The 19,850-nt window shown below is 61.6% G+C and carries 17 protein-coding genes; 4 read left to right on the top strand and 13 right to left on the bottom strand.

What is annotated here, in order from left to right:
* The 3 genes from mexE to M5B97_RS20625 form a co-directional block, all read right to left on the bottom strand.
* Positions 1 to 1,242: a multidrug efflux RND transporter periplasmic adaptor subunit MexE gene (gene mexE, locus M5B97_RS20635; protein ID WP_123716421.1), complete on the bottom strand. Its 1,242-nt coding sequence runs from the start codon at positions 1,240 to 1,242 to the stop codon at positions 1 to 3.
* 230 nt (positions 1,243 to 1,472) lie between these two features.
* Positions 1,473 to 1,976 carry an ester cyclase gene (locus M5B97_RS20630; RefSeq protein ID WP_248732560.1) on the bottom strand — a complete coding sequence of 168 codons (504 nt, stop codon included), beginning with the start codon at positions 1,974 to 1,976 and terminating at the stop codon, positions 1,473 to 1,475.
* Between the two features lie 60 nt (positions 1,977 to 2,036).
* A complete protein-coding gene (locus tag M5B97_RS20625) occupies positions 2,037 to 3,083 on the bottom strand; it encodes a polysaccharide deacetylase family protein (protein WP_248732559.1) in 1,047 nt (348 codons plus the stop codon).
* 144 nt (positions 3,084 to 3,227) lie between these two features.
* Here M5B97_RS20625 and M5B97_RS20620 point away from each other — a divergent pair, with 144 nt between their 5' ends.
* Both M5B97_RS20620 and M5B97_RS20615 read left to right on the top strand, forming a co-directional pair.
* Complete coding sequence (locus M5B97_RS20620) at positions 3,228 to 4,136, top strand: LysR family transcriptional regulator (RefSeq protein ID WP_248732517.1); 909 nt, start codon at positions 3,228 to 3,230, stop codon at positions 4,134 to 4,136.
* A gap of 110 nt (positions 4,137 to 4,246) precedes the next feature.
* Complete coding sequence (locus tag M5B97_RS20615) at positions 4,247 to 5,944, top strand: hypothetical protein (RefSeq protein WP_248732516.1); 1,698 nt, start codon at positions 4,247 to 4,249, stop codon at positions 5,942 to 5,944.
* Positions 5,945 to 5,994: 50 nt separating this feature from the next.
* Here M5B97_RS20615 and M5B97_RS20610 read toward each other — a convergent pair whose 3' ends face one another.
* The 6 genes from M5B97_RS20610 to M5B97_RS20585 form a co-directional block, all read right to left on the bottom strand.
* Positions 5,995 to 6,522 (bottom strand): sterol desaturase family protein, encoded by a 528-nt coding sequence (locus tag M5B97_RS20610; RefSeq protein WP_248732515.1) that lies wholly within the window; start codon positions 6,520 to 6,522, stop codon positions 5,995 to 5,997.
* Positions 6,523 to 6,620: 98 nt separating this feature from the next.
* Positions 6,621 to 8,243 (bottom strand): ABC transporter ATP-binding protein, encoded by a 1,623-nt coding sequence (locus M5B97_RS20605; RefSeq protein WP_248732514.1) that lies wholly within the window; start codon positions 8,241 to 8,243, stop codon positions 6,621 to 6,623.
* On the bottom strand, positions 8,240 to 9,139 hold the full coding sequence (locus tag M5B97_RS20600) for an ABC transporter permease (RefSeq protein WP_248732513.1): 900 nt from the start codon (positions 9,137 to 9,139) through the stop codon (positions 8,240 to 8,242). Before M5B97_RS20600 ends, M5B97_RS20605 begins: the two co-directional genes overlap by 4 nt.
* A 3-nt stretch (positions 9,140 to 9,142) precedes the next feature.
* Positions 9,143 to 10,093: an ABC transporter permease gene (locus M5B97_RS20595; RefSeq protein ID WP_248732512.1), complete on the bottom strand. Its 951-nt coding sequence runs from the start codon at positions 10,091 to 10,093 to the stop codon at positions 9,143 to 9,145.
* Positions 10,090 to 11,700: an ABC transporter substrate-binding protein gene (locus M5B97_RS20590; protein WP_134657883.1), complete on the bottom strand. Its 1,611-nt coding sequence runs from the start codon at positions 11,698 to 11,700 to the stop codon at positions 10,090 to 10,092. Before M5B97_RS20590 ends, M5B97_RS20595 begins: the two co-directional genes overlap by 4 nt.
* Before the next feature lie 61 nt (positions 11,701 to 11,761).
* A complete protein-coding gene (locus M5B97_RS20585) occupies positions 11,762 to 14,176 on the bottom strand; it encodes a TonB-dependent receptor (RefSeq protein ID WP_123716371.1) in 2,415 nt (804 codons plus the stop codon).
* Positions 14,177 to 14,590: 414 nt separating this feature from the next.
* On the opposite strand from M5B97_RS20585, the gene M5B97_RS20580 reads away from it, so the two are divergent.
* The gene (locus tag M5B97_RS20580) at positions 14,591 to 14,752 is read left to right on the top strand and encodes a hypothetical protein (RefSeq protein WP_248732511.1); all 162 of its coding nucleotides are present in this window, start codon (positions 14,591 to 14,593) and stop codon (positions 14,750 to 14,752) included.
* A 5-nt stretch (positions 14,753 to 14,757) separates the two neighbouring features.
* On the top strand, positions 14,758 to 15,075 hold the full coding sequence (locus M5B97_RS20575; RefSeq protein WP_248732558.1) for a hypothetical protein: 318 nt from the start codon (positions 14,758 to 14,760) through the stop codon (positions 15,073 to 15,075).
* Between the two features lie 93 nt (positions 15,076 to 15,168).
* Here M5B97_RS20575 and M5B97_RS20570 read toward each other — a convergent pair whose 3' ends face one another.
* The 4 genes from M5B97_RS20570 to thrC all read right to left on the bottom strand — a co-directional run bounded on the left by M5B97_RS20570 (position 15,169) and on the right by thrC (position 19,846).
* Positions 15,169 to 16,581 (bottom strand): aldehyde dehydrogenase family protein, encoded by a 1,413-nt coding sequence (locus tag M5B97_RS20570; protein ID WP_248732510.1) that lies wholly within the window; start codon positions 16,579 to 16,581, stop codon positions 15,169 to 15,171.
* Positions 16,582 to 16,585: 4 nt separating this feature from the next.
* Positions 16,586 to 17,635, bottom strand: coding sequence for a homoserine dehydrogenase (locus M5B97_RS20565; protein ID WP_248732509.1), 1,050 nt, complete (start codon positions 17,633 to 17,635; stop codon positions 16,586 to 16,588).
* Between the two features lie 371 nt (positions 17,636 to 18,006).
* Positions 18,007 to 18,444: an Lrp/AsnC family transcriptional regulator gene (locus M5B97_RS20560; protein WP_123716339.1), complete on the bottom strand. Its 438-nt coding sequence runs from the start codon at positions 18,442 to 18,444 to the stop codon at positions 18,007 to 18,009.
* Positions 18,445 to 18,466: 22 nt separating this feature from the next.
* Positions 18,467 to 19,846, bottom strand: coding sequence for a threonine synthase (gene thrC / locus M5B97_RS20555; RefSeq protein WP_248732508.1), 1,380 nt, complete (start codon positions 19,844 to 19,846; stop codon positions 18,467 to 18,469).
* Between the last annotated feature and the right edge of the window lie 4 nt (positions 19,847 to 19,850).

Raw genomic sequence — 19,850 nt, 5'->3', positions numbered from 1 at the left:
TTAACCGCGTGGAGTCGCGACGGCTGCGAGCTTGGGCGCGGCTTTATCCGGCGCCACTTGCTCCAGGTTGCTGGCTTCAAGCGCTTGTCGTTGTTGTGCCAGGGCAGCGAGGGTTTCCTTGCTGGCCATCGGGATGGTTTCCGGCGCTACCGGCGACCCCGGGCGAATGCGCTGCAGGCCCTTCACGACGATGGTGTCGTCCTTGTTCAGGCCGCTGCGCACGATGCGCAAGCCTTCGATCTTCGGCCCCAGTTCCACCGCACGATAGGCCGGCTTGTCGCCGTCCATCACCAGGACGAACTTCTTGCCAAGGTCGGTGCCCACCGCTTCGTCGTTGATCAGGACGGCGGAATAGGTGCCGCTGCCGACCAGCTTCAGGCGGGCATACAAGCCTGGGGTGTATTCGCCCTTGCTGTTATCGAACACGGCGCGACCGCGGATGGTGCCGGTAGCCGGGTTGACCTGGTTGTCGACAAAGTTCATCTGGCCCAGGTGCGGGTTGCCGGTTTCGTTGGACAGGCCCAGGTACACCGGAGTGGTTGCGCCACGACGGCCTTGGCGGGCCAGTTCGGTGTACTTGAGGTACACGCGTTCATCGGCATCGAAGTAGGCGTAGACCTTATCGGTGGAGACCACGCTGGTCAGCGCGGTGACATCGGCGGTCACCAGGTTGCCGGCGGTGATTTCGGCACGGCTGACGCGGCCGCTGATCGGCGCGGTCACGCGGGTGAAGCTCAGGTTCAACTTGGCCAGGTCCAACTGCGCCTGAATGCCGGCGACAGCTGCGCGGGCTTCCTGGGCGGCGGTGGTGCGCGAGTCGGCCAGTTCGGCGGAAATCGCATTGCTCTGACGCAGGCGTTCGCCACGTTGCGCTTCATTATCGCTACGGGTGGCGGCGGCTTTGGTTTGCGCCAGTTGAGCTTCAAGGCGGCGCACTTCAGCCTGGAACGGGCGGGGGTCGATCTGGAACAGCAAATCGCCTTTCTTCACCAAGGCACCTTCGGTGAAGGCCACCTGATCGATCTGGCCCGACACGCGCGGGCGGATCTGCACGGTTTCCGGAGCTTCCAGGCGCCCGGTGAACTCATCCCACTCGTTGACCGGTTGTTCCAGCACCTTGGCCACGCTGATTTTTGCAGGGGGCATGGCGGCCGCTTGTTCCGGGGTTTTGCCGCATGCGCTCATCACCACCACGGCCAGAATCGCCAAGGGGAAGCGCAAATGTTTGAGTGACTGTTCCATGAGGTGCATCCGCCAATGTATTTGAGATGGGCGGATCATGCGCGGCGATGTGCTATGTCACGAATCGAATGAAACAAAGGTAACTATCATTCGGAATGATATAAACGAGAAATCAGCCCTCTAGCATGGGGGTTTCGTTAGGGAGCTATCAATAGGCGTGATGACAAAAGACTTTTGCAGCCTGCGCAATCAGCCTGCGGATGACCCACGCCTATCTGTCGCAGCCCTCCTTAAAGGGCGCCCAACTGCCGCATCACTGTGAGGTTGTCCTCAATGTGCCAGTTGGCGGCGATCTTGCCACCCTCGATCTGATAGATATCGGTGGCGATGAAGTCCACCGGCTGGCCCTTGCCCTTGACCTCGCCAAAAGTGCCGGTGAAGTGCCCGCGAAAATGCAGGTGCACCACCACCCGATCACCCGCGATGATCATTTGTTCGATCGCGCAGCTCAGGTCGGGCACCGCGCCACGAAAGGCCCGGGACGCCAACAGCGGGCCCTCTGGCCCTTGTTTGCGCCCTGGCGGCGGGGTTTTATCGATGAAGTGATCGGCCAACGCTTCGCGGGCCAGGGTTTCATCGCCGGTATGCCAGAACGTGTCGTAGCGCCGGGCAACGTTTTCCATGGCCTCGCGTTGGCTCGTTGTGAGGCTCTTGTCGACCACGAGGGTCTCCGGTCTCACTAATTCAGTGTTTGCAGCGATGGCGGCGCCCGATAGGGCCAAGCCTAAAGTCATGGCCGTGATTCGATAATATTTCATTGAGCAGTTTCCTTGAATGGAAGAGGGCGTGACGCTTCAAATCGTCTCGGTTTCCCGCAGGCTGAGCGGACTTTTGAGGGTGTATTGCGCGATTGCGTCCTTGCGCATGAAGGCCACGCCCGGGTGACTGTTGGCGTACCGCAGGAACTCATCCCAGACCCTGACCATCTGTGGAGTGCCGCTGATACGGTCGTGGGCACTGATGGACATCATCCGGCGCCGACTGCCGGCCTCTGCGTACAGTTGGTCGAATTCCAGCTTCACCTGTTCGAGGAACTGGGACGGTGAGTAGTTGCGCCCCTCAATCAACACGATGTCGTTGTTGCGCAAGGTGTACGGCACAACGACGAAGTCCTTGCCGTTGACCTTCTCGATAAAGGGTTCATCCCGGCTCACATCATCGATGTGATAGACGTAACCCAGCTCTTGCAGGAGCGACAGGGTATTGGGGCCACGACGCAACCAATTGCAGTTGTAGCCGGAGACCGGCTGGCCGGTCACGTCTTGCAGCATGCTGCTGGCCTGGCGCAGGAACGTGCGTTCTTCATCGCGGCTCATGGCAAATTGCGAACTCCAGTGAGGCCCGTGACCTGAGGCTTCATGACCGCGTGCGACGATCTCGCGGGCCAGCGCGGGGTTGCGCTTTGCGGCATCGCCGATCATGTGACAAGTGACCTTCACACCGTGCCGGTCCCACAGGTCAAGCATCCGCGGTATGCCCTCGCGGTAGCCGTAGGCAAACCAGGCAGTGGTGGCCAGGTCCGCCGGAACGCTGTCCGGAAGGTCCACTTTCGGGAATGGGCTGTCAGTGCCTTTGAGCGGCTGGCCACCGGCTTCGAACTGCATCGAGATCGACACCACCAGACGCGTGTCGTTTGGCCAGAAACGTCCGTTCGCCTGGCTTTGGGTTGGCGCAGGTGAAGGGTTTGCCGCCGCCTTTGCGCGGGTCGGGTTGAGTAATGCACCCGCGGCCAGTACGGCCGCGCCTGCACCGGCTTGGGCCAGGAACGTGCGCCGCTGGGGATTGGCCGGCGCAGGCTCGCGCGTTGCAAGCGGGTCGCAAGGGGTATCGATGTTGGCCATCTCACATTGAATGATGGGCACTGTTGGGTCACTGCAAGGCATCAGTCTCACTCCACGCTGTAAAGGATGGATGCAACCCTAAGTCTTTAGGTTTATTTTGATAATCGAGCAAAAATCAAAAACCATCTTCGGAAATACCGAACAATGCTTCTAAAGAACCTTGAACTGTTTTTGCTGATCGTCGAGAAAGGCGGGTTATCGGCGGCCGGCAGGGAGCTGGGGCTTTCGCCCGCGTCGGTCTCCGAGCGACTGGCCCAGTTGGAAGGGTTCTACGGTGCCAGCCTGCTGAACCGCACCACACGGGCGATCAACCTGACCGACGAAGGCCGCCTGCTGGTAGAGGGCGCCCGCCGCTTGCTGGCGGAAGCCGATGAATTGCACAGCAGTATTCGCCTGGGTACGCACAGGATCTGCGGGCCGATCCGCCTCAGCGCCCCTGAAGACCTCGGACGCCAACTCATTGAGCCGATCCTGGCGCAGTTCATGGAAGAGCACCCGGACGTCAGCATCGATCTCAACCTCAGCGACGGCTACGTCGACCCCGTCAGCCAGGGCATCGATTTTGCCGTGCGTTACGGGGCGCTGGCCGACAGCCGCCTGCATGCCAGACCGATGGGGGAGAACCGCCGTGTCCTGTGTGCCTCGCCGGGTTATCTGGAGCTGAACGGCACGCCGCTGCACCCCGAAGACCTGACTCGGCACGAATGCCTGGTGATGCGCTTTGGTATCAATATTTCGCGCGAATGGACCTTCAAGCGTCACGGGCACACCCATCGGATCATGGTGCACGGCCGCAGAGTGGCAAACGACGGCGCGTTGGTGCGGCAATGGTGCCTGGCCGGTCACGGCATCTGCCTGAAATCGATATGGGACGTCAGCGCCGACCTCAACGCGGGGCGATTGGTTGAACTGCTCGAGGACTACGACTTGGGCAGTACCGCGCTGAACATCGTCTATCCGCCCACACGGGCCCAGCCCCGGCGGGTGCGGATGTTGATCGAGCGGATTGTGGCGCAGTTGTCCAGCGCCGATGCAACGTCCGTTTCAGGCTGACAGCGAACGCTGGAGGGCCGGGCGCTTGTGATGCTGTGCGCCGCCACGGCAAAATCATCGGCTGTGGCCATTGCGCCAGGGTGCATTCAAATCTGACCAGGAAGTCGTTCATGACCACGCTACAAAATCCAGACCGTCATACTGTCGCAGCGCTCGGACGCGACTTGTCTGCATTTATCTCCAGAACGCTCAATGACTACGCTGAGCGCCGGACTCGGACGCAGGCACAGATTGCCTGGATCGATGGTCTGAAGACGCGTGATGGCGCCAAGGAGCGCAACGATGCATTGTCGAAGACCAGGCAGCATTGGGAGAACTGCCAACGGCAGTACGACGAGCAAAAGAAAAAAGGTTACGGCTTGGGCGGGTTGGTCGCCTGGTTCAGCGAGGCTAAAAGCCAACTTACAGAAGCCGAAGACGATCACGCAGAAGCCGTCCGTGCATATGATGAGCCCGGCGCCAAGGCACTGCGTGACAGCCAGATAGCCGCACACAACCAACACGTCAGCGATAAGCGCAAAGAGCAAGCCGAGCTGAAACTTGAGTTGCATAACCTCATTCAAGATCATCAAAGCCTGAGCGACTTTCTCAAGGATGCAACTCAAGCCTTGACCGCTGCCTGTGGCCAGGGCTGGCTGGCCGCCAATTTCGGCGCCTGCCTGGCAGCGGTGGATACTTCGATACGCCAAGGCCACGTATCATTGGCACGTCAGCATCTGGCCCGACTGGTCTTTCAAAAACGCCCGGATGACGCCGTCTACGCCAGCCTGCGAAAGCAGGCGCTGGAGTTACGCGAGCGTGCCTATTCTGCGCATCATGGCGTGCCTGTCACGGGCAGTTTCCCCGACATCGTCCAAGCCTCCGCTCAGTTGGCCGCCGCCAATATGAAAGAGGCTTGCACGCGCCAATTGCTGGGCGGCCTGCACAGTTCGGAACAATGGCAATTGCTGACCAGGCTGGTGGCATCGCCTCAGAACCTGCGCATTGATGTGCTGTGGTCCATCTATTGGGGGATGTTCCGTTGCCAGCAGAAAATGGCCGATGTGCTGAACCGCGCGGTGTCAACCGAAGATCCGTTGAATGGTCGCTTCAGTCAGTGTGTCGAGGATGGGCTTTCAGAGTGGGCTTCCAAGGCTATTCCACTATTCGGCTACCCCATGTCCCAATCTCACCTGGGCATGCTGCAATTGGCCAACACTGAAGAAGAGACCCGCCTGGGAGCCGATATCGGTGTGATCATCGCCTTGAATATCGGCGGGTTGGTCTGCCGCAAGGCGGTGCTGCTACAGGCCAAGCGCGCAAAGGATTGGGAGGCTGACGTAGGCAGCAAGAAGGGCCAATTGCCCAAGCTTTCCAAATTGCCACGCGGTGGGTACTACCTGTTCTATCACGAGTCGCCTCAACTGCGGTTTGACTCGCCGGTTCCGACAGTGAGTTCTGCGCAGGCGTTGCAGCAGTTGATACTCGATGCAGACAGAAACCCGAATGCGGCCCAGCTTAAGTTGGATGTTCGCAGCAGCGGTTGGGATTGGGCCAGCTTCGTCAGCTTTGGCCTGTGTGATGCGGCCTCTGACATTGGAGAACCCTTCGACACGGTTGATGACGCCATGCGGATTCTAGGCGGTGGGGAGATCGGAGAGCTTCCTCTGCACCTGGTGCTGCTGGCGATTGAAGACGAGCCTTTTACGCTTGAGCTGACGCAGCGGTTGCGTGATCAATACGTGCGTGCGAAGCCCCAGCAGGACAAGACAATGAGTAAAACATCAAAAAAGTCCCTGGGCAGGGAGGGCGATGAGCTCGAACTGTGATGGTTCGAGCAGGCCATGGCGGGCATGCCGCCAGGCCGTGCCTCCCCTGTTTATTCGTACCGATCGAGTGTTTCAGCCCGAACGTAGGTACCCAACACGAGATCCCACAGCGGCGACGACACCCCGAAATTCTTTTCGACACCCTGGCGATGGTGCAGATCGTGATTGGCCACCAGCCCTGGAATAAAGCGGTAAGCCCAATGCTCGGGGCGGTGCATCACGTAGTGCACCGAGATGTAAAAGAAGTATCCGCTCACGGCCCCCACAAAAACCGAGGTCAGGCCGGTGAACCAGGCCAGTAGCAACAGCGCGGCAAACGTCGAGCTGGTTTTCCAGCTGGACACGCCGATGTAGGCGAGCACGTCGACATGGTGGGTCCAGTGCTCACGACGGTACAGCGAATGGAACAGGAAGCGGTGTGCCGAGTACTCCACGAGTGTCCATGCCAACAGGCCCGCCAGTGCCAAGCCGACGTCAAGCGGCGCGAGGTAGAGGGCGAGGAGAACGAAGAGGGGAACGGTGAAGAAATCGAGGTAGTAAGCGACGGACGACATCAGCCATTTATTGGAAGCAGCCATGTGCAGAATATCCCTGTAGTGCCCGATGGTCGGGGGCGCGATTCTCGGGTATCGCGCCGTCGCCGACAACTGTTTCGCGTGGCACTGCGACGCAGGTCTCAGGCTGCGGTGGCCGTGACCTGCCGACCGGGGATGGCGGCAATCAACTCCCGCGTGTAATCGCTGGCCGGCTGATTGAATATCCGCTCTACCGAACCCTGTTCAACCACCCGGCCATTGCGCAACACCAGCACCTCATGAGCGAAGTTGGCCACCACCGACAGGTCGTGGGACACCAGCACATAGGCAACGCCTATCTCGCGTTGCAGTTCTTCCAGCAGATCAAGAATGTGCGCCTGCACCGAGACATCGAGGGCACTGACCGGCTCGTCCAGCAGCAACAGGTCGGGTTTCAACGCCAGGGCTCGGGCGATGGCGACGCGCTGGCATTGGCCGCCGGACAGTTCTCGGGGCAGGCGATCCAGGTAGCTGACCGGCAGGTGTACGCGCGCTATCAACTCTCGCGCCGCCTGTTCGAGGGCCTGGCCCTTGAGCAGACCGAATGACACCAGCGGCTCGACAATGCTCTCGAACACTGTGAAGCGCGGATCGAGGGCGGCAAACGGGTTCTGTTGCACCAGCTGCAGGCGTTGGCGCAGCGGACGGAAGTCGTGCCAGCTCAGGTCGGTGACGTCCTGTTGTTCGAACCAGACCCGACCCTGTGTCGGTTTTTCCAGGCCCAGCGCAATGCGCAGCGCGGTGCTCTTGCCCGAGCCGGATTCGCCGACGATGGCCAACGTCTGGCCGGGATAAACCTGCAGGTTAAGACCTTCAAGGGCTACGAACGTCGAGTCCTCGTCCTTGACCTTGGGCAGCGCAAACGTCTTGCCCACGTTTTGCAAGCTCAGGATCGGGGGCTGTGCGGGATCTATGCGGGCCAAGGGCGCGCGCCGTCTGGCGAACGCGGGAGCGGCGGCAATCAACGCGCGGGTGTAGTCGTGCTGTGGCGCGCCGAGGATCTGGTGTGGCGGCCCCTGCTCGACGAGTTCGCCTTGTTGCATCACCAGGATCCGGTCGGCGCGGTCGGCGGCCACGCCCAGGTCATGGGTGATGATCAGCAGCGAAATCCCGCGCTCGCTGACCAAGTACTGCAAGTGGTCGAGGATCTTGCGCTGTACGGTGACGTCCAGGGCGCTGGTGGGCTCGTCAGCGATGATCAACCGCGGGTTGCCGGCCAGGGCAATGGCGATCAGCACGCGTTGGCGCATGCCGCCGGAAAGTTCATGGGGATACTGACGTGCGCGCAGTACGGGTTTGTCGATGCCCACCTGTTGCAGCAGCTCGACAATGTCGGCGTCCACCGCAGGGTAGCGTTTGCCCTTGGCCAGGACCAGTGCCTCGGCGATCTGCTGGCCGATGCGCAGTGTCGGGTTGAGGCTGACCATCGGGTCCTGGGGCACCAGGCCGACCGTACGACCGCGCAGGCTGCGCTTCTGGCGCTCGTTGGCGTGAGTCAGGTCGTTACCGTCCACCCACAGTTGCCCGGCGTGGATCTGTGCGTTGTCCGGCAGCAGGCCGAGGATCGCATTGGCCAGGGTCGACTTGCCCGAGCCGGACTCGCCGACAATCGCCACCGTTTCGCCTTGGGCGATGGCGAATGACAGCGTGCGCACCGCTTGATTGACGTGCCCGCCGGAGCGGTAGCTGACGCTGAGTTGGCGAACATCCACTAGAGCGCTCATCGCTGGATCTCCTCGAAGGTGCGGGCAATATGGTTGAGGCTGAACACCACGGCGACCAGGAACAGCCCGGGCAGCAGTGACACCCAGGGGGCGGTGATCAGAAAGTGCCGACCGTTGGCGATCAAGGTGCCCCATTCCGCCGCCGGTGGCGCGGCGCCGAAACCGAGAAAGCTCAGGCCGGCCGTGGCCAGGATGGCCGCGCCAAAGTCCAGGGTCGCCAGCACCGCCACCGGCCCCCAGGCGTTGGGCAGGATATGCCGCAGCAAGGTCCGCCCCCAGCTGGCGCCGCCCAGGCGTGCGGCTTCGACGTAGGGCAAGGTCTTGACCCGCAGCACTTCGGCGCGGGTGGTGCGGGCGAAGCCGGGGATGATCCCGACCCCTACCGCGATGGCGACCGGTACGGTGCCGAAGCCGATCGCGGTGACGATGGCCAGCGCCAGTAACAGGCCGGGCAACGCCAGCAGCACATCGACGACGCGCATGATCAGCGCATCGATGCGCCCGCCGGCAAAGCCCGACAGAATGCCCAGCCCCAACCCGCCCAGCAGCGCGATCCCCACCGCCAGGGAAGCCGCCAGCACTGACAAGCGGGCGCCGTACACCACGCGGGTGAACAAATCGCGGCCCAGTTCGTCGGTGCCGAACCAGTGGGTCAGGTTGGGCGCGCGAAGCTTGTCGACGGGCGCAGTGGCGTAGGGATCGAAGCTGCTGAGCCCATGCGGCAACACCGCCGCGATCAATGCAAACATCAGCACCAGCAACGCCAGGCTGAACCCCGGACGGCGCAACAGCCGCAGCACCCGCGTCGTTGTGCGTTGCAAGCGGCTGCGACGTCGCCACAGGTTAGGGCTGGCCGCTGCAGCTTTACCGCCCAGGTTCTGCTCAAGCATGGTCATGGTCTAGGACACCTTTGGCGTGTGGGAAATACGCGGGTCGAGCCAGGGATAGAGCAGGTCCACCAACAGGTTCACCAGCACAAATGCGGCCGCCGACACGGCGACAATCGCCAGCACCACGGGAATGTCTTGTCGCAGCACGGCTTCCTGGGCCAGGCGACCGATGCCGGAGCGGGCAAAAATGGTTTCCACCAGCACCGCGCCCGATACCGTATTGCCCACCTGCAAGCCGATCAGGGTCAGGATCGGCAGCGCTGCATTCTTGAACCCATGACGTGCCTGCACCTGGCCCCGGCTCAAGCCCTTGGCATAGGCGGTAGCGATGTAGCGCTCTTGCCACACGCCCTGGAAACTGCGTTGCAACACCTGGGCGTACACCGCCGCACTGGGAATCGCCAGGGTGATTGCCGGCAGTACCAGGCTCTCAACGCCCCGACTGCCGGTGGCGGGAAACCAGCCCAGGCCGAAGGCAAACACCTGGATCAGTAACAGGCCCATCCAGAACACCGGCACTGAAAACCCCAGGGATGGCAGGCGGGTCAGAACTTTTTTCAACGGTTGCCAGCGAATGTATGCCGTCAGGTAGGCCAGGCCGATGCCACCGAGTAACGACAGCACGATGGCGAATCCGGCGAGGGACAAGGTCTGTGGCAAGCGCTCGGCGAGCAATTCGGCGACCGGACGATTGAGCGAAAGCGATTGCCCGAAGTCACCCCGCAGTGCACCCAGCAGCAGGTCGAAATACTGCTCGAACACGCCTTTATCCAGGCCGTAATACGCGCGCGCCTTGGCCAGGTCCGCCGCCGACAGCGAATCGGCCTCCATGCCCGCAGCGCTGAGCATGATCGACAACGTATCGCCGGGCAGCAGATACAGGATGAAGTAAGTGACGCTATAGGCACCCCACAGCACCAGCAACGCCTGGCCGACACGGCCGATCAGGTAGCGGCTCATGGTGTGCCGATCTCGATATCACCCAGCAGCGCGAAGCCCTCGGCGGTCCAGCGAAAGTTCTTCACTTTGGATGACGTGGCGGCCTGCCAGACCCGTTCGTATATCGGGAACGCCGAGCTTTCATCGATCAGCAGATCCTGCAGGTCGCCATAGGCCGTTGCGCGTTGCGGGCTTTGGGTGGCGGTGATGCCGGCATCGAACAGGGTCTTGGCTTTGTCCAGCACGGCGGGCGAGTAGAGGTTGGTGGCCAGGGTCGAACTGTTGGCGGTGCGTGGATCAAGAATGGTTTGCAGGATGATCGGGTCGGCGCGGGTCATGTAGGTGCTGGTCAGGTCGTAGTTGCCGGCAGAGTTGTTGGCGACCCATTCGGCACGTGTCACCACGCTGAGCTTCAACTCGATACCGACCTTGCGCAGTTGGTCCTGGATCAATACGTCGCCGGCGGTTTCAGCCGGGGTGAGGTTGTAGCTCAGGCTCAGGCGCTTGCCGTTTTTCTGGCGATAGCCGTCTGCGCCCTTGGCCCAGCCGGCTTGCTCCAGCAATTGTTCGGCGCCGGCGGGGTCGTAGGCCAGTTTGGAAGCCTGGCTTTTGAAATAGGGCGTGGTCACATCGAAGAGGCCGCCCACCACCGGGAATTCGGCGTTGTACACGGTGCTGGCGTAGCTCTTGCGGTCGATGGATTTCTGCACGGCCAGGCGTACTTGCGTGTCGGCCAGCGCGCGCTCACCACGGGTGTTGGGGTACAGGTTCAACGCAGGTCCCGGCAGCGATCGGCTCTGGATGGTCGCGCCCTTGGACTGGAGCAGTTTGAGATCCACTTCCGAGAACGGATTACGCGGCCACAGGATGTCGGCCTTGCCTTGCAGGAACAGGCCGTTGCGCACGCTTTCTTCGGGGATGTAGCTGATGTCTACCGCGTCCAGATGCGCCTCGCCCTGGTTTTTCATATTGGCCGAGGCCCAGGCATAGCCTTTGCGTTTAGTCAGGTGCGCACCGACTTCCGGGGTGTAGCTGGCCAGGACGAACGGGCCGGTGCCGATGATCTTGCCCAGGGACCGTTCCTTGACGCTGAGGGCGTAGGAGGCGGGCGCAAGGATCGCCAGGTTGGTGGTGGAAGTGGCTTGCAGGAACCCGGCATTCGGCTTGGCCAACACCAGTTTGATGGTGAACGCGTCGACCACTTCGGCATGGTCATAGCCCGCCAGATACGTCGCGCCGAAGGTGGCCGGCAGGTCGGTGGCCAGGGCCTTGTCGCTGTCGAACGCGATTTTTACCGCCTTGGCATCAAAGCGCTCACCGTTGCTGAAGGTGACGTCGTCGCGCAGATGGAAGGTATAGGTCAGCGCATCGTCACTGACTTCCCAGCTTTTGGCCAGCCAGGGAATGATCTTGCCGGTCGCCGGGTCCTGGTCGGTGAGGGACTCGGCGACATTGCGCAGCAGCACCCGATGCTCAAGCCAATAGACCTGGAACGGATCGACACTGACCAGGGTAGTGTTGTCGCCGAAGAAGGCGATGTTCAGGGTCTTGCTCGCCTGGGTGTCGTTCCCCGGCGAGCAGGCGGCCAGGCTCAGGGCCAATGCGCAAGGGGCCAGCAGACGGCTCATCAAGTTGGAGGTATTCAATGGGTTGCCCTCGTGTGGCGTATCGGGTGCGTGCAGGTGTGGATCAGAAGTCGTAGGCCAGCTTGGTGTACCAGTAGCCGCCGCCCGGATAGAACGGCGGGTTGCCGTAGGGCGCCAGGCCCAGGTTGCTGTAGACGGCATGCCGGTCGGGGCGCACGTCGAAGATGTTGGTACCGCCGAGGCTGACGGTGAGGTGATCGACGAAGGTGTAGCTCACGTCCAGGTCCGTGATCCATTTGGCGCCAAAGCTGCGATCACCCGTCGGGTTCACCGCCAGTGTCTTGACCGCGCCGTAGCGGCTGGTTTGCAGGGTGACGGCCAGGTCCTCGACCTTCCAGTTGGCGCCCAGGATCCATTTGGTCTTGGGTGTGGCGTCGGTGAGGTCGCCTTCGCGATCGCGGCCCACCAGGGTCACGCCGGAGTTGGCCAGCGCGCCGGGAGTGTCGCGGGCGCCTTCGATGGTGGTCTTGTTCCAGTTGAAACCCAGGCTCCAGCGCACATCGCCCCAGGCATCCAGCGGCGTGGTGTGATCGGCGACCACATCCAGGCCACGGGTGCGGGTGTCGAAGGCATTGGTGTAGTAGTTGACCCAAGTGCCGGTGGGCACGCCCTGGGCGGCGAGGATCGTGTTGATCGCGCCATTGCCGCGGTCGTAGATATTGCTCGTCAGGGCAATGCGGTCATCAATATCGATCAGGTAGGCATCGGCTGTGACGCTGGTACGCGGCGCCGGTTGCCAGGTCAGGCCGAGACCGAGGTTGCGGGATTTTTCCGGCTTGAGGTCATCGCCACCCAGGGCCTTGGCCAGGTTGCTGCCGGACGGGGTCAGGCGGGTCACGGCGGGCACCACGTTGCCATTCACGTCGGTCGCCACTCGGTTGTCCGCCACGGTATAGCCGATCTGCGTCAGGGACGGCGCCCGAAAGCCGGTGCCCACGGTGCCGCGCACGGCGACGGTATCGGTCAGGTCATAGCGTGAATTCACTTTCAGGCCGAAGGTGTTGCCCGAATCATCGTCGTAATGCTCGACCCGCCCAGCCACGTCGAGGAACCAACGCTCGGTCAGGTCAAAGCCCAGGTCCAGGTAGCCCGCATAGTTGTTACGGATCAGGCTGACTTCATCTTCCGGCCGGATCGTCACGGCCGCCTGCGCGCCCGAGGCGGCCGGGTAGGTGCCGGTGATATACGCCGCGGGCTCGCCGGCGAAGGTACTGAAATGTTCCCAGCGATGCTCCAGGCCGGCCGATACCTGCACCGGCGCAGTCAGGTTGAACAGGCTGTCGTAGCGCCGGGTGACGTCCAGGTTGTTGACCCACTGCTCGAATCGGAAGGTCGCCAGGTTGTCGAATCGGGTCGGTGACGCAGTGCCCAGCGACGGGTTGATATTCAGGTCGCTGGAGTGATGGACGTTGTTACGCCCGTAGGTGGTGCTCAGGTCCCAGTTCCACTCGGCCAGTTGGCCCTTGCCGCCGAAGAGCAACTGATAGTCGCGGTCCTTGATGTTGTTGAGCGGGTAGTAGCCGTTGGGAAATACCTGCGGCACGGCAGCGGCGCCGGTGGGCAGGCGAAAGTAGTTGGCCGCTTCGGCATCGCGTTCGCCATAGGTGGAGAACGAATACAGCGTCAGGTCCTCCAGAGGCAGTTCGGCGTTGTAGGCCAGGTTGAACGCCTTGAGGTCGGGGTCGCCGTTCTTGATGGCCACGCGGTCCCAGGCCGCCTCCTTGGCCGGATCGTTGAACGCCCTGACGCTGCTGTCTGCCTTGTCGTTCCACGCGGCGCTGCCGCGCTTGCGGGCATCAGCCGAAAAGTGGAAAAAGCCGCCGTTACCGAGCTTGAAACCCTGGTCGCCAGCCACCTTGATGGTTTCACCTTGCCCGGAAAACAACTGTCCGTAGCTCGATTCCAGGTGCCCGCCGTTGTCGGTGGCCTTGAGGATGATATTGATCACCCCGGCCACCGCATCCGAGCCGTATTGAGCGGCCGCGCTGTCTTTGAGTACCTCGATATGGTCCACCGCGCTCACCGGGATCAGGTCGATGTCCACGGCATTCGCACCGCTGTTGTCGATAGAGCCACGCTGGCCGGTGGCGCCGTTGTGCCGGCGTTTGCCGTTGACCAGCACCAGGGTGTAGGCCGGTCCCAGGCTGCGGTTGCTCAGGGGGCGCGTCACCGAGTTGTAGCCGGCGATGTTGGTGCCGAAATTGAATGAGGGCAGCAGCCTGGCGATCGCCTCCGACAGCTCGGCGCGACCGGTCTTGAGCAACTGTTCACTGTTGATCACATCAATCGGTGCCGGACTGTCGGCCACCGTTCGCGCCTGGCCGCGCAGGCCGGTGGAAATCACGGTGACGGTATCGAGCTTGGCGTCCTCGGCGAAGGAGGGCGCCGCGGCCAGCAGGAGGGAACTGGTCAACAATGACAGGTGGAACTTGGGGATGGGAAAGGCAATGTCTGGCATATCGAGCGAGGTCCCTTAAGCCTGGTTCAGGCTCCTGATGGTCGGAGGTTCGTCCTCCACCAGGTATGGGGTCGGTCTGTGATATGAAGATATTCCTATAAAAAAGCTCAGTGAAATTCTTTTTTAGAATAAGCTAATTATCAGATATTGTTATTTTGGGTTTGTTTAAGATTCTTTATTTTTATTATTTTTGCGACGCCTCGGCATGGGTGCAACTGCGGAACGCGCGGTCGCATCCTGTTGGCGGCGCGCCTGCGCAGCACTGCGCCCTTGAGTTTCCATGGGCTGGGTCATCGCCCAGCCGCCTGGACTTCGGCGTGAACGTCGGTTGTTTATAAGGTTTCAAGAACCGTATGATCAGCCCACGCGCCCTATACGGGGCGCATCGTACCAACCCCTCTGAAGGACAATCGCATGGAAAAGCACTTCGGTAATTCGGGCCTGTTCAAGGTTGCTTCGTATCGCTGCAACGCCTCCCTGGCGAACGGCATCGCCGCCTGGGAACTGAAAAACAGTGCGCTGAATACGAAGGAGTTTTTGATATGTCCAAAGAATTACTCGGAGTTTTTGCTCTAGGGTTGATGGTAATCGGTGAGTTTTGTGCCATTTACAGCGAGGTCGTCACGGCCCGGCTTGCCCAAACGGGACACGGTTCGCCGGAGGCGTTTGTACTGCCCGTCGTTCTGATGTGCTTTGCAGGTTTATGCCTGCTGGGTGCCTATTGGTTGGGGTATGTCGCGGTGGGCGATATCTGGATCGTCACCGTGGTCTCGGTCACGTCGTTGCTGCTGCTTGAGCCTGTTGTAGTGTGGGCCTTGTTTCACGAGGCGCCGGGGCGGGGTGCACTGATCGGGTTTTGCCTGGGGGCGCTGGGCATGCTGTCCACGGTATTGCTTTGACGCAGTAGCTCGCGGGGAGGCATAAAACCGCATTGGGCGGGCGACCAGCCCCGCCCAATGCCTGACGACCCGATTGGGCTGTGCTTGAATCGATCAAGCCAGCGTGTTCAAGCACACCACCTTGGGCTGGGTCATTTCTTCATAGGCGAAACGCACCCCCTCACGGCCCAGGCTGCCGTATTTGGAGCCGCCAAACGGCATCGCATCGAAGCGATAGTCGGACGAATCGTTGATCATCACACCGCCGGCTTCGATCCGGCGTGCGGCGCTCATGGCGGTGGCCAGATCGCGGGTAAAGATCCCGGCGTGGAGGCTGTACTCGGGTTCGTTGGCCAGCGCGATGGCCTCATCGAAGGATTCAAAACGCTGCAGCACCACCACCGGCGCGAAAACCTCGTTGCGCCAGATCTGGCTGGCGTGATCGACGTTTTCCAGAATGGTGGCGGCGTAGCAGGCGCCTTGGCGTCGATGCCCACAAAGCAATGTGGCGCCTTGGGCCAGGGCGTCAGCGACCACACGCTCGGCATTCTGTGCTGCTTGTTGAGTGATCATCGGGCCGATATCGGTGTTGGCGAGCATAGGGTCGCCGACCACCAAGGCTTCGGTTTGGCTGACGAAGCGCGCGCGGAACGCTGCATAAATGGACGCATGCACCAATAGCCGCTGAGTACCGATGCAGTTCTGTCCCGCTGCCCAGAACGCGCCGGACACGCAACTCGCCACGGTGGCCTCAAGGTCACAGTCGTCCATGACTATCACCGGTGCATTGCCGCCCAGGTCCATCGCGAGTTTCTTCAAGCCCGCAGTGCGGGCAATCTGCTCGCCGGTGACAAAGCCTCCGGTAAAGGAAATCATGCGCACCTCTCGCGCTGCCACCAGCGCCTTGCCCAGTTCCGCGCCGCCGGTGGCCATCGTGACCACGGATTCGGGCAAGCCGGCTTCGACCAGGTACGACACCAGTTTTATCGCCGATAACGGCGCCAGCTCGGAGGGTTTGAGAATCACCGCATTGCCGCCGGCGATGGCGGGGCCAAGCTTATGCGCCACGAGATTCAGTGGGTCGTTGTACGGCGTGATTGCGACGATTAAACCGAGAGGCTCGCGGGAGAACCAGCCCTGGCGCGACGCCGAGCCTTCATAGGCATCAAAGGGGATCACCTCGCCGGCATTACGCTTGGCCTCTTCGGCGGACAGCTTGAGGGTGTTGACGCAGCGCTTGACCTCTTTTTCGGCCTGCTTGAGCGTCTTGCCGGCTTCCTCGACGATCAGTCGGGCAAATGCCTGAGCATCGCGTTCGACGTGCAAAGCTGTCTGTTCGAGAATCTGCGCCCTGCGATAACGCGGCAACCCCGCACACACCTGCACGCCGTCGCGGCCCCGCGCCAGCAACTGCGGTACCTGCGAGGCACACACATCAGCCACGCTGTCGATCAGCGTACCGTTGTAAGGGTTGAGGACTTGGATCTGAGGTGCCACGACTGCCCGGGCCAGGTTCGATACGTTCATGGGCTTACTCCCGGTTCTGTGCGGCAGCCTGATGCAGGCTGATGATGTCTGACAGCAGCGCGAAGGCTGTTTCCGTACGCCCGGCGCCCGGCCCTGACACCGTCACCGTGCCGATCAGGTCGGTGTTGAACGACACCGCGTTGGTGGCCCCGCCGATGCTGGCCAACGGATGAGCGTTGTCCAGCAGGCGCGGTTCGACGCTGGCACTGACCGATCCGTCGGCCTGGCGGGTGGCGGCGCCGATCAGCTTCCAGCGTGCATTGTTCTGGCGGGCCTGGTTGATGTCGTCCAGGGTGAGGGCACTGATACCGCGGCAGCGCACGTCGCTGACACTGAGCTTCGCATCCAGCAGTTCGTTGGCGAGGATCACCACTTTGAGGCGCACGTCATGCCCCTCGACATCCGCCGTCGGGTCGGCTTCGGCATACCCCAGCGCCTGGGCCTGCTCGACCGCCTCGGTAAAACCCAAGCCACTCTCCATACGGGTCAGGACGAAGTTGGATGTGCCGTTGAGAATGCCCTCGAAACCGCTGATCGTGCTGCCCGCCAGCAACTGCCTGGCCAGGCGGATCACCGGTGTGCCACTCATGACCGAGCCTTCATATTCAAAGGTCACGTGATTGCGCTGGGCCAAGGCTTTCAATTGAGCACCGTGCAGGGCAATCGGCCCTTTGTTGGTGGTCACTACGTGCTTGGCGCTCTCCAGCGCCCAGCGACAAAAGGACGTCGCCGGTTCGCCGTCCACCGGGTTGGTAAATGTCGCCTCAGCGATGATGTCCGCGCCGGAGTCCTTGATCACCACCTCGTTGAGCGCCAATGCGTTGCCACCCGGCAGTTGCGCCAGGGCGCCCTTGACCACCGGCAGACCTGCCAATAAGGCCGCGTCCAGCCCTTGACGATTGATCAGCGAGCCGAGGAACAGGTCGGTGACGCCGACGATTTTCAGGCTGAAGCCCAGTTCGGTTTTCCAGCGCTCATTGCGCTCGGCAATCAATTGCGCCAACGCACGATTGACACCGCCAAAGCCGACCAACGCGAGTTTATATTCAGTCATTTTTTTTATTGCCCTTGATCTGGGTGAGGAGGGGTAGGGCTCTAGATTAGGGGCGCGCCCAGGGCAGTGAAATATGCCGATTTGCTCTATTTCATGGGCGTTTTGACCAAGGGGAAGCACGCACGACCGGCATAAAAAAAGCCAACCGGAGTTGACTGATGCCAGTCAGTTAAGAAGGAGAAAGGCTGGAAAGTAACCTGTGGCGAGGGAGCTTGCTCCCGTTGGACTGCGCAGCAGTCCCATGCTTTGTAAACAGAGAGCGGGGCCGCTTCGCGGCCCAACGGGAGCAAGCTCCCTCGCCACACATACAGCGTTCACCCTTGACTGGCTGGCATTAACCGGAGTTGGCCTTTTTCCAAGCCAAAACCGGTTCAGACGACGGAGGACAAAACGAACGAAGTCACTGTGTTTTCCACGCCCGCCAGTGCCGAGATCTGATTCCACACCTGATGCACCCGCTGCGGGCTGGTTGCGCCGACGCGCAGCATCAGGTCGAACTCGCCGCTCATGACATCGCACTGGATCACTTCAGGGATCGCGCGCAGGGCCTGCAGGACGTCCTCCCCGCGCATACGGTCATAGCGATAGACGAAAATCACTGCGTTGATCTGTGAGGAGGCGTGTCGTCCGTCGCCCGTCTGGACGGTATAGCCCAGGATCGCACCGTCGCGTTCCAGCCGTTCGATCCGTTGGCGCACGGCGTTGCGCGACAGGTTGACCTTGGCCGCCAGCTCGGCGTGGGCCGCCCGTGCGTTAAGCCGCAGCTCGGCGATGATGCGCTCATCAAGAGGGTCCAGGATGCGCTTCATGGGGCCTCCACTTGCCACGCATTCATAGCGTGTCGAGCACGGTAAGAAGGGCGGTGATGTCATCGGGGGCGACCCGATGACACGGTGGGCGTACCGGTTGCTCGCCCTGGCTGGCCGGCTGCGGGAGGCAGATCCCCAGTTCGGCGAGCAGCGCCGCCGATTTGACCGGGGAAATTTCCCCCAGCGTAACCATCGGCGCCACCAGGCTGCGCCGGTACAGGCGAGCGGCAATCACGCCGGTGGCCGTGTGCGGGTCGACGATGTAGCCGGTGTCGCGATGCAGCGCGATCATCTCATTCAGGGTTTCCTCATCGCTGACTGCGTAGGAGTCAATGATCATCCGTGCGCGTAACCAGCTTTCGTTGGCGAGGGTGATCTCGCCATGGGTTTCCAGCTCGAGCATCAACGCGCTGACCGCCTGATGATCATGCTCATACACTTCCCAGAGGAAACGCTCCAGGTTGGAGAACGTCGACAGGTCCATCGCCGGTGACCGGGTCTGGTTGGCGCGCAGCCTGGAATAATGGTTCTTCAGGAACAACTGGTGCAGGGCATCGTTGGTATTGGTGGCGACGATAATCTGCGTGATGGGCAAGCCCATCTTCTGCGCTACGTAGCCTGCATAGACTTCGGCGAAACTCGCCGCCGGCACGCTGAAACCGATCGGCCGCTGACCGCCGCCCAGTTGCAGCACCGCGTGGAAATACATCACCAGTTGTGCCAGGACGTTGACCCAGTTGCTGGAGTTGAAACTGATCGCCTCGTACTGGGGGCACGGCCACTGTTTGAACAGGCGGCTGACAATGCCCTGGCACTCGTCGAAGCTGCCGTCGACCGCAAACAGATGCACAGTGGGCCGCGCCACCGCCCACAGCGCGTGCAACTGGTGCTGCGGCACCCCGCGCTCCGGGTAGAGCACTACCAGATGGGCCTCGTCACAGTCTTTGAACGCCTCGATCGCCGCCAGGCCGGTATCGCCGTTGGTGGCGCCGAGCATCACTGCGCGTCGGGCGCGCTGGTGCAGAAAGTATTGCACCAACTGCGCCTGCAACTGCGCGGCAAAATCCTTCGAGGAGCGGGTAGGGCCGTGGAACAGCTCCAGTACCCATTCATTGCGGTCGACCTGATGCAAAGGCGCTACGGCCCGGTGCTGGAAACGGCGGCTGGCCTCTTTGAGCAGGCGCTTGAGATCCGGCTCGGGAATGGCGTCCCCAATGAACGGACGCAAGATCCGATACGCCAATTCGTCGTAGGGCAAGGTAGACCAGTTCGCGATGTCCTGGGGTTCGAATTGCGGCAGGTCCAGGGGGACGAACAGCCCGCCGTCGTCGGCAATGCCGGACAATACGACCTTTTCGAAGTCGACCCGTACGGCGGCATTTCGGGTACTCACATAGTGCATGCTT

This window comes from Pseudomonas sp. MWU13-2517 (assembly GCF_023242545.1).
Classification (GTDB): domain Bacteria; phylum Pseudomonadota; class Gammaproteobacteria; order Pseudomonadales; family Pseudomonadaceae; genus Aquipseudomonas.
This window is presented reverse-complemented; position numbering and strand designations above follow the sequence as displayed.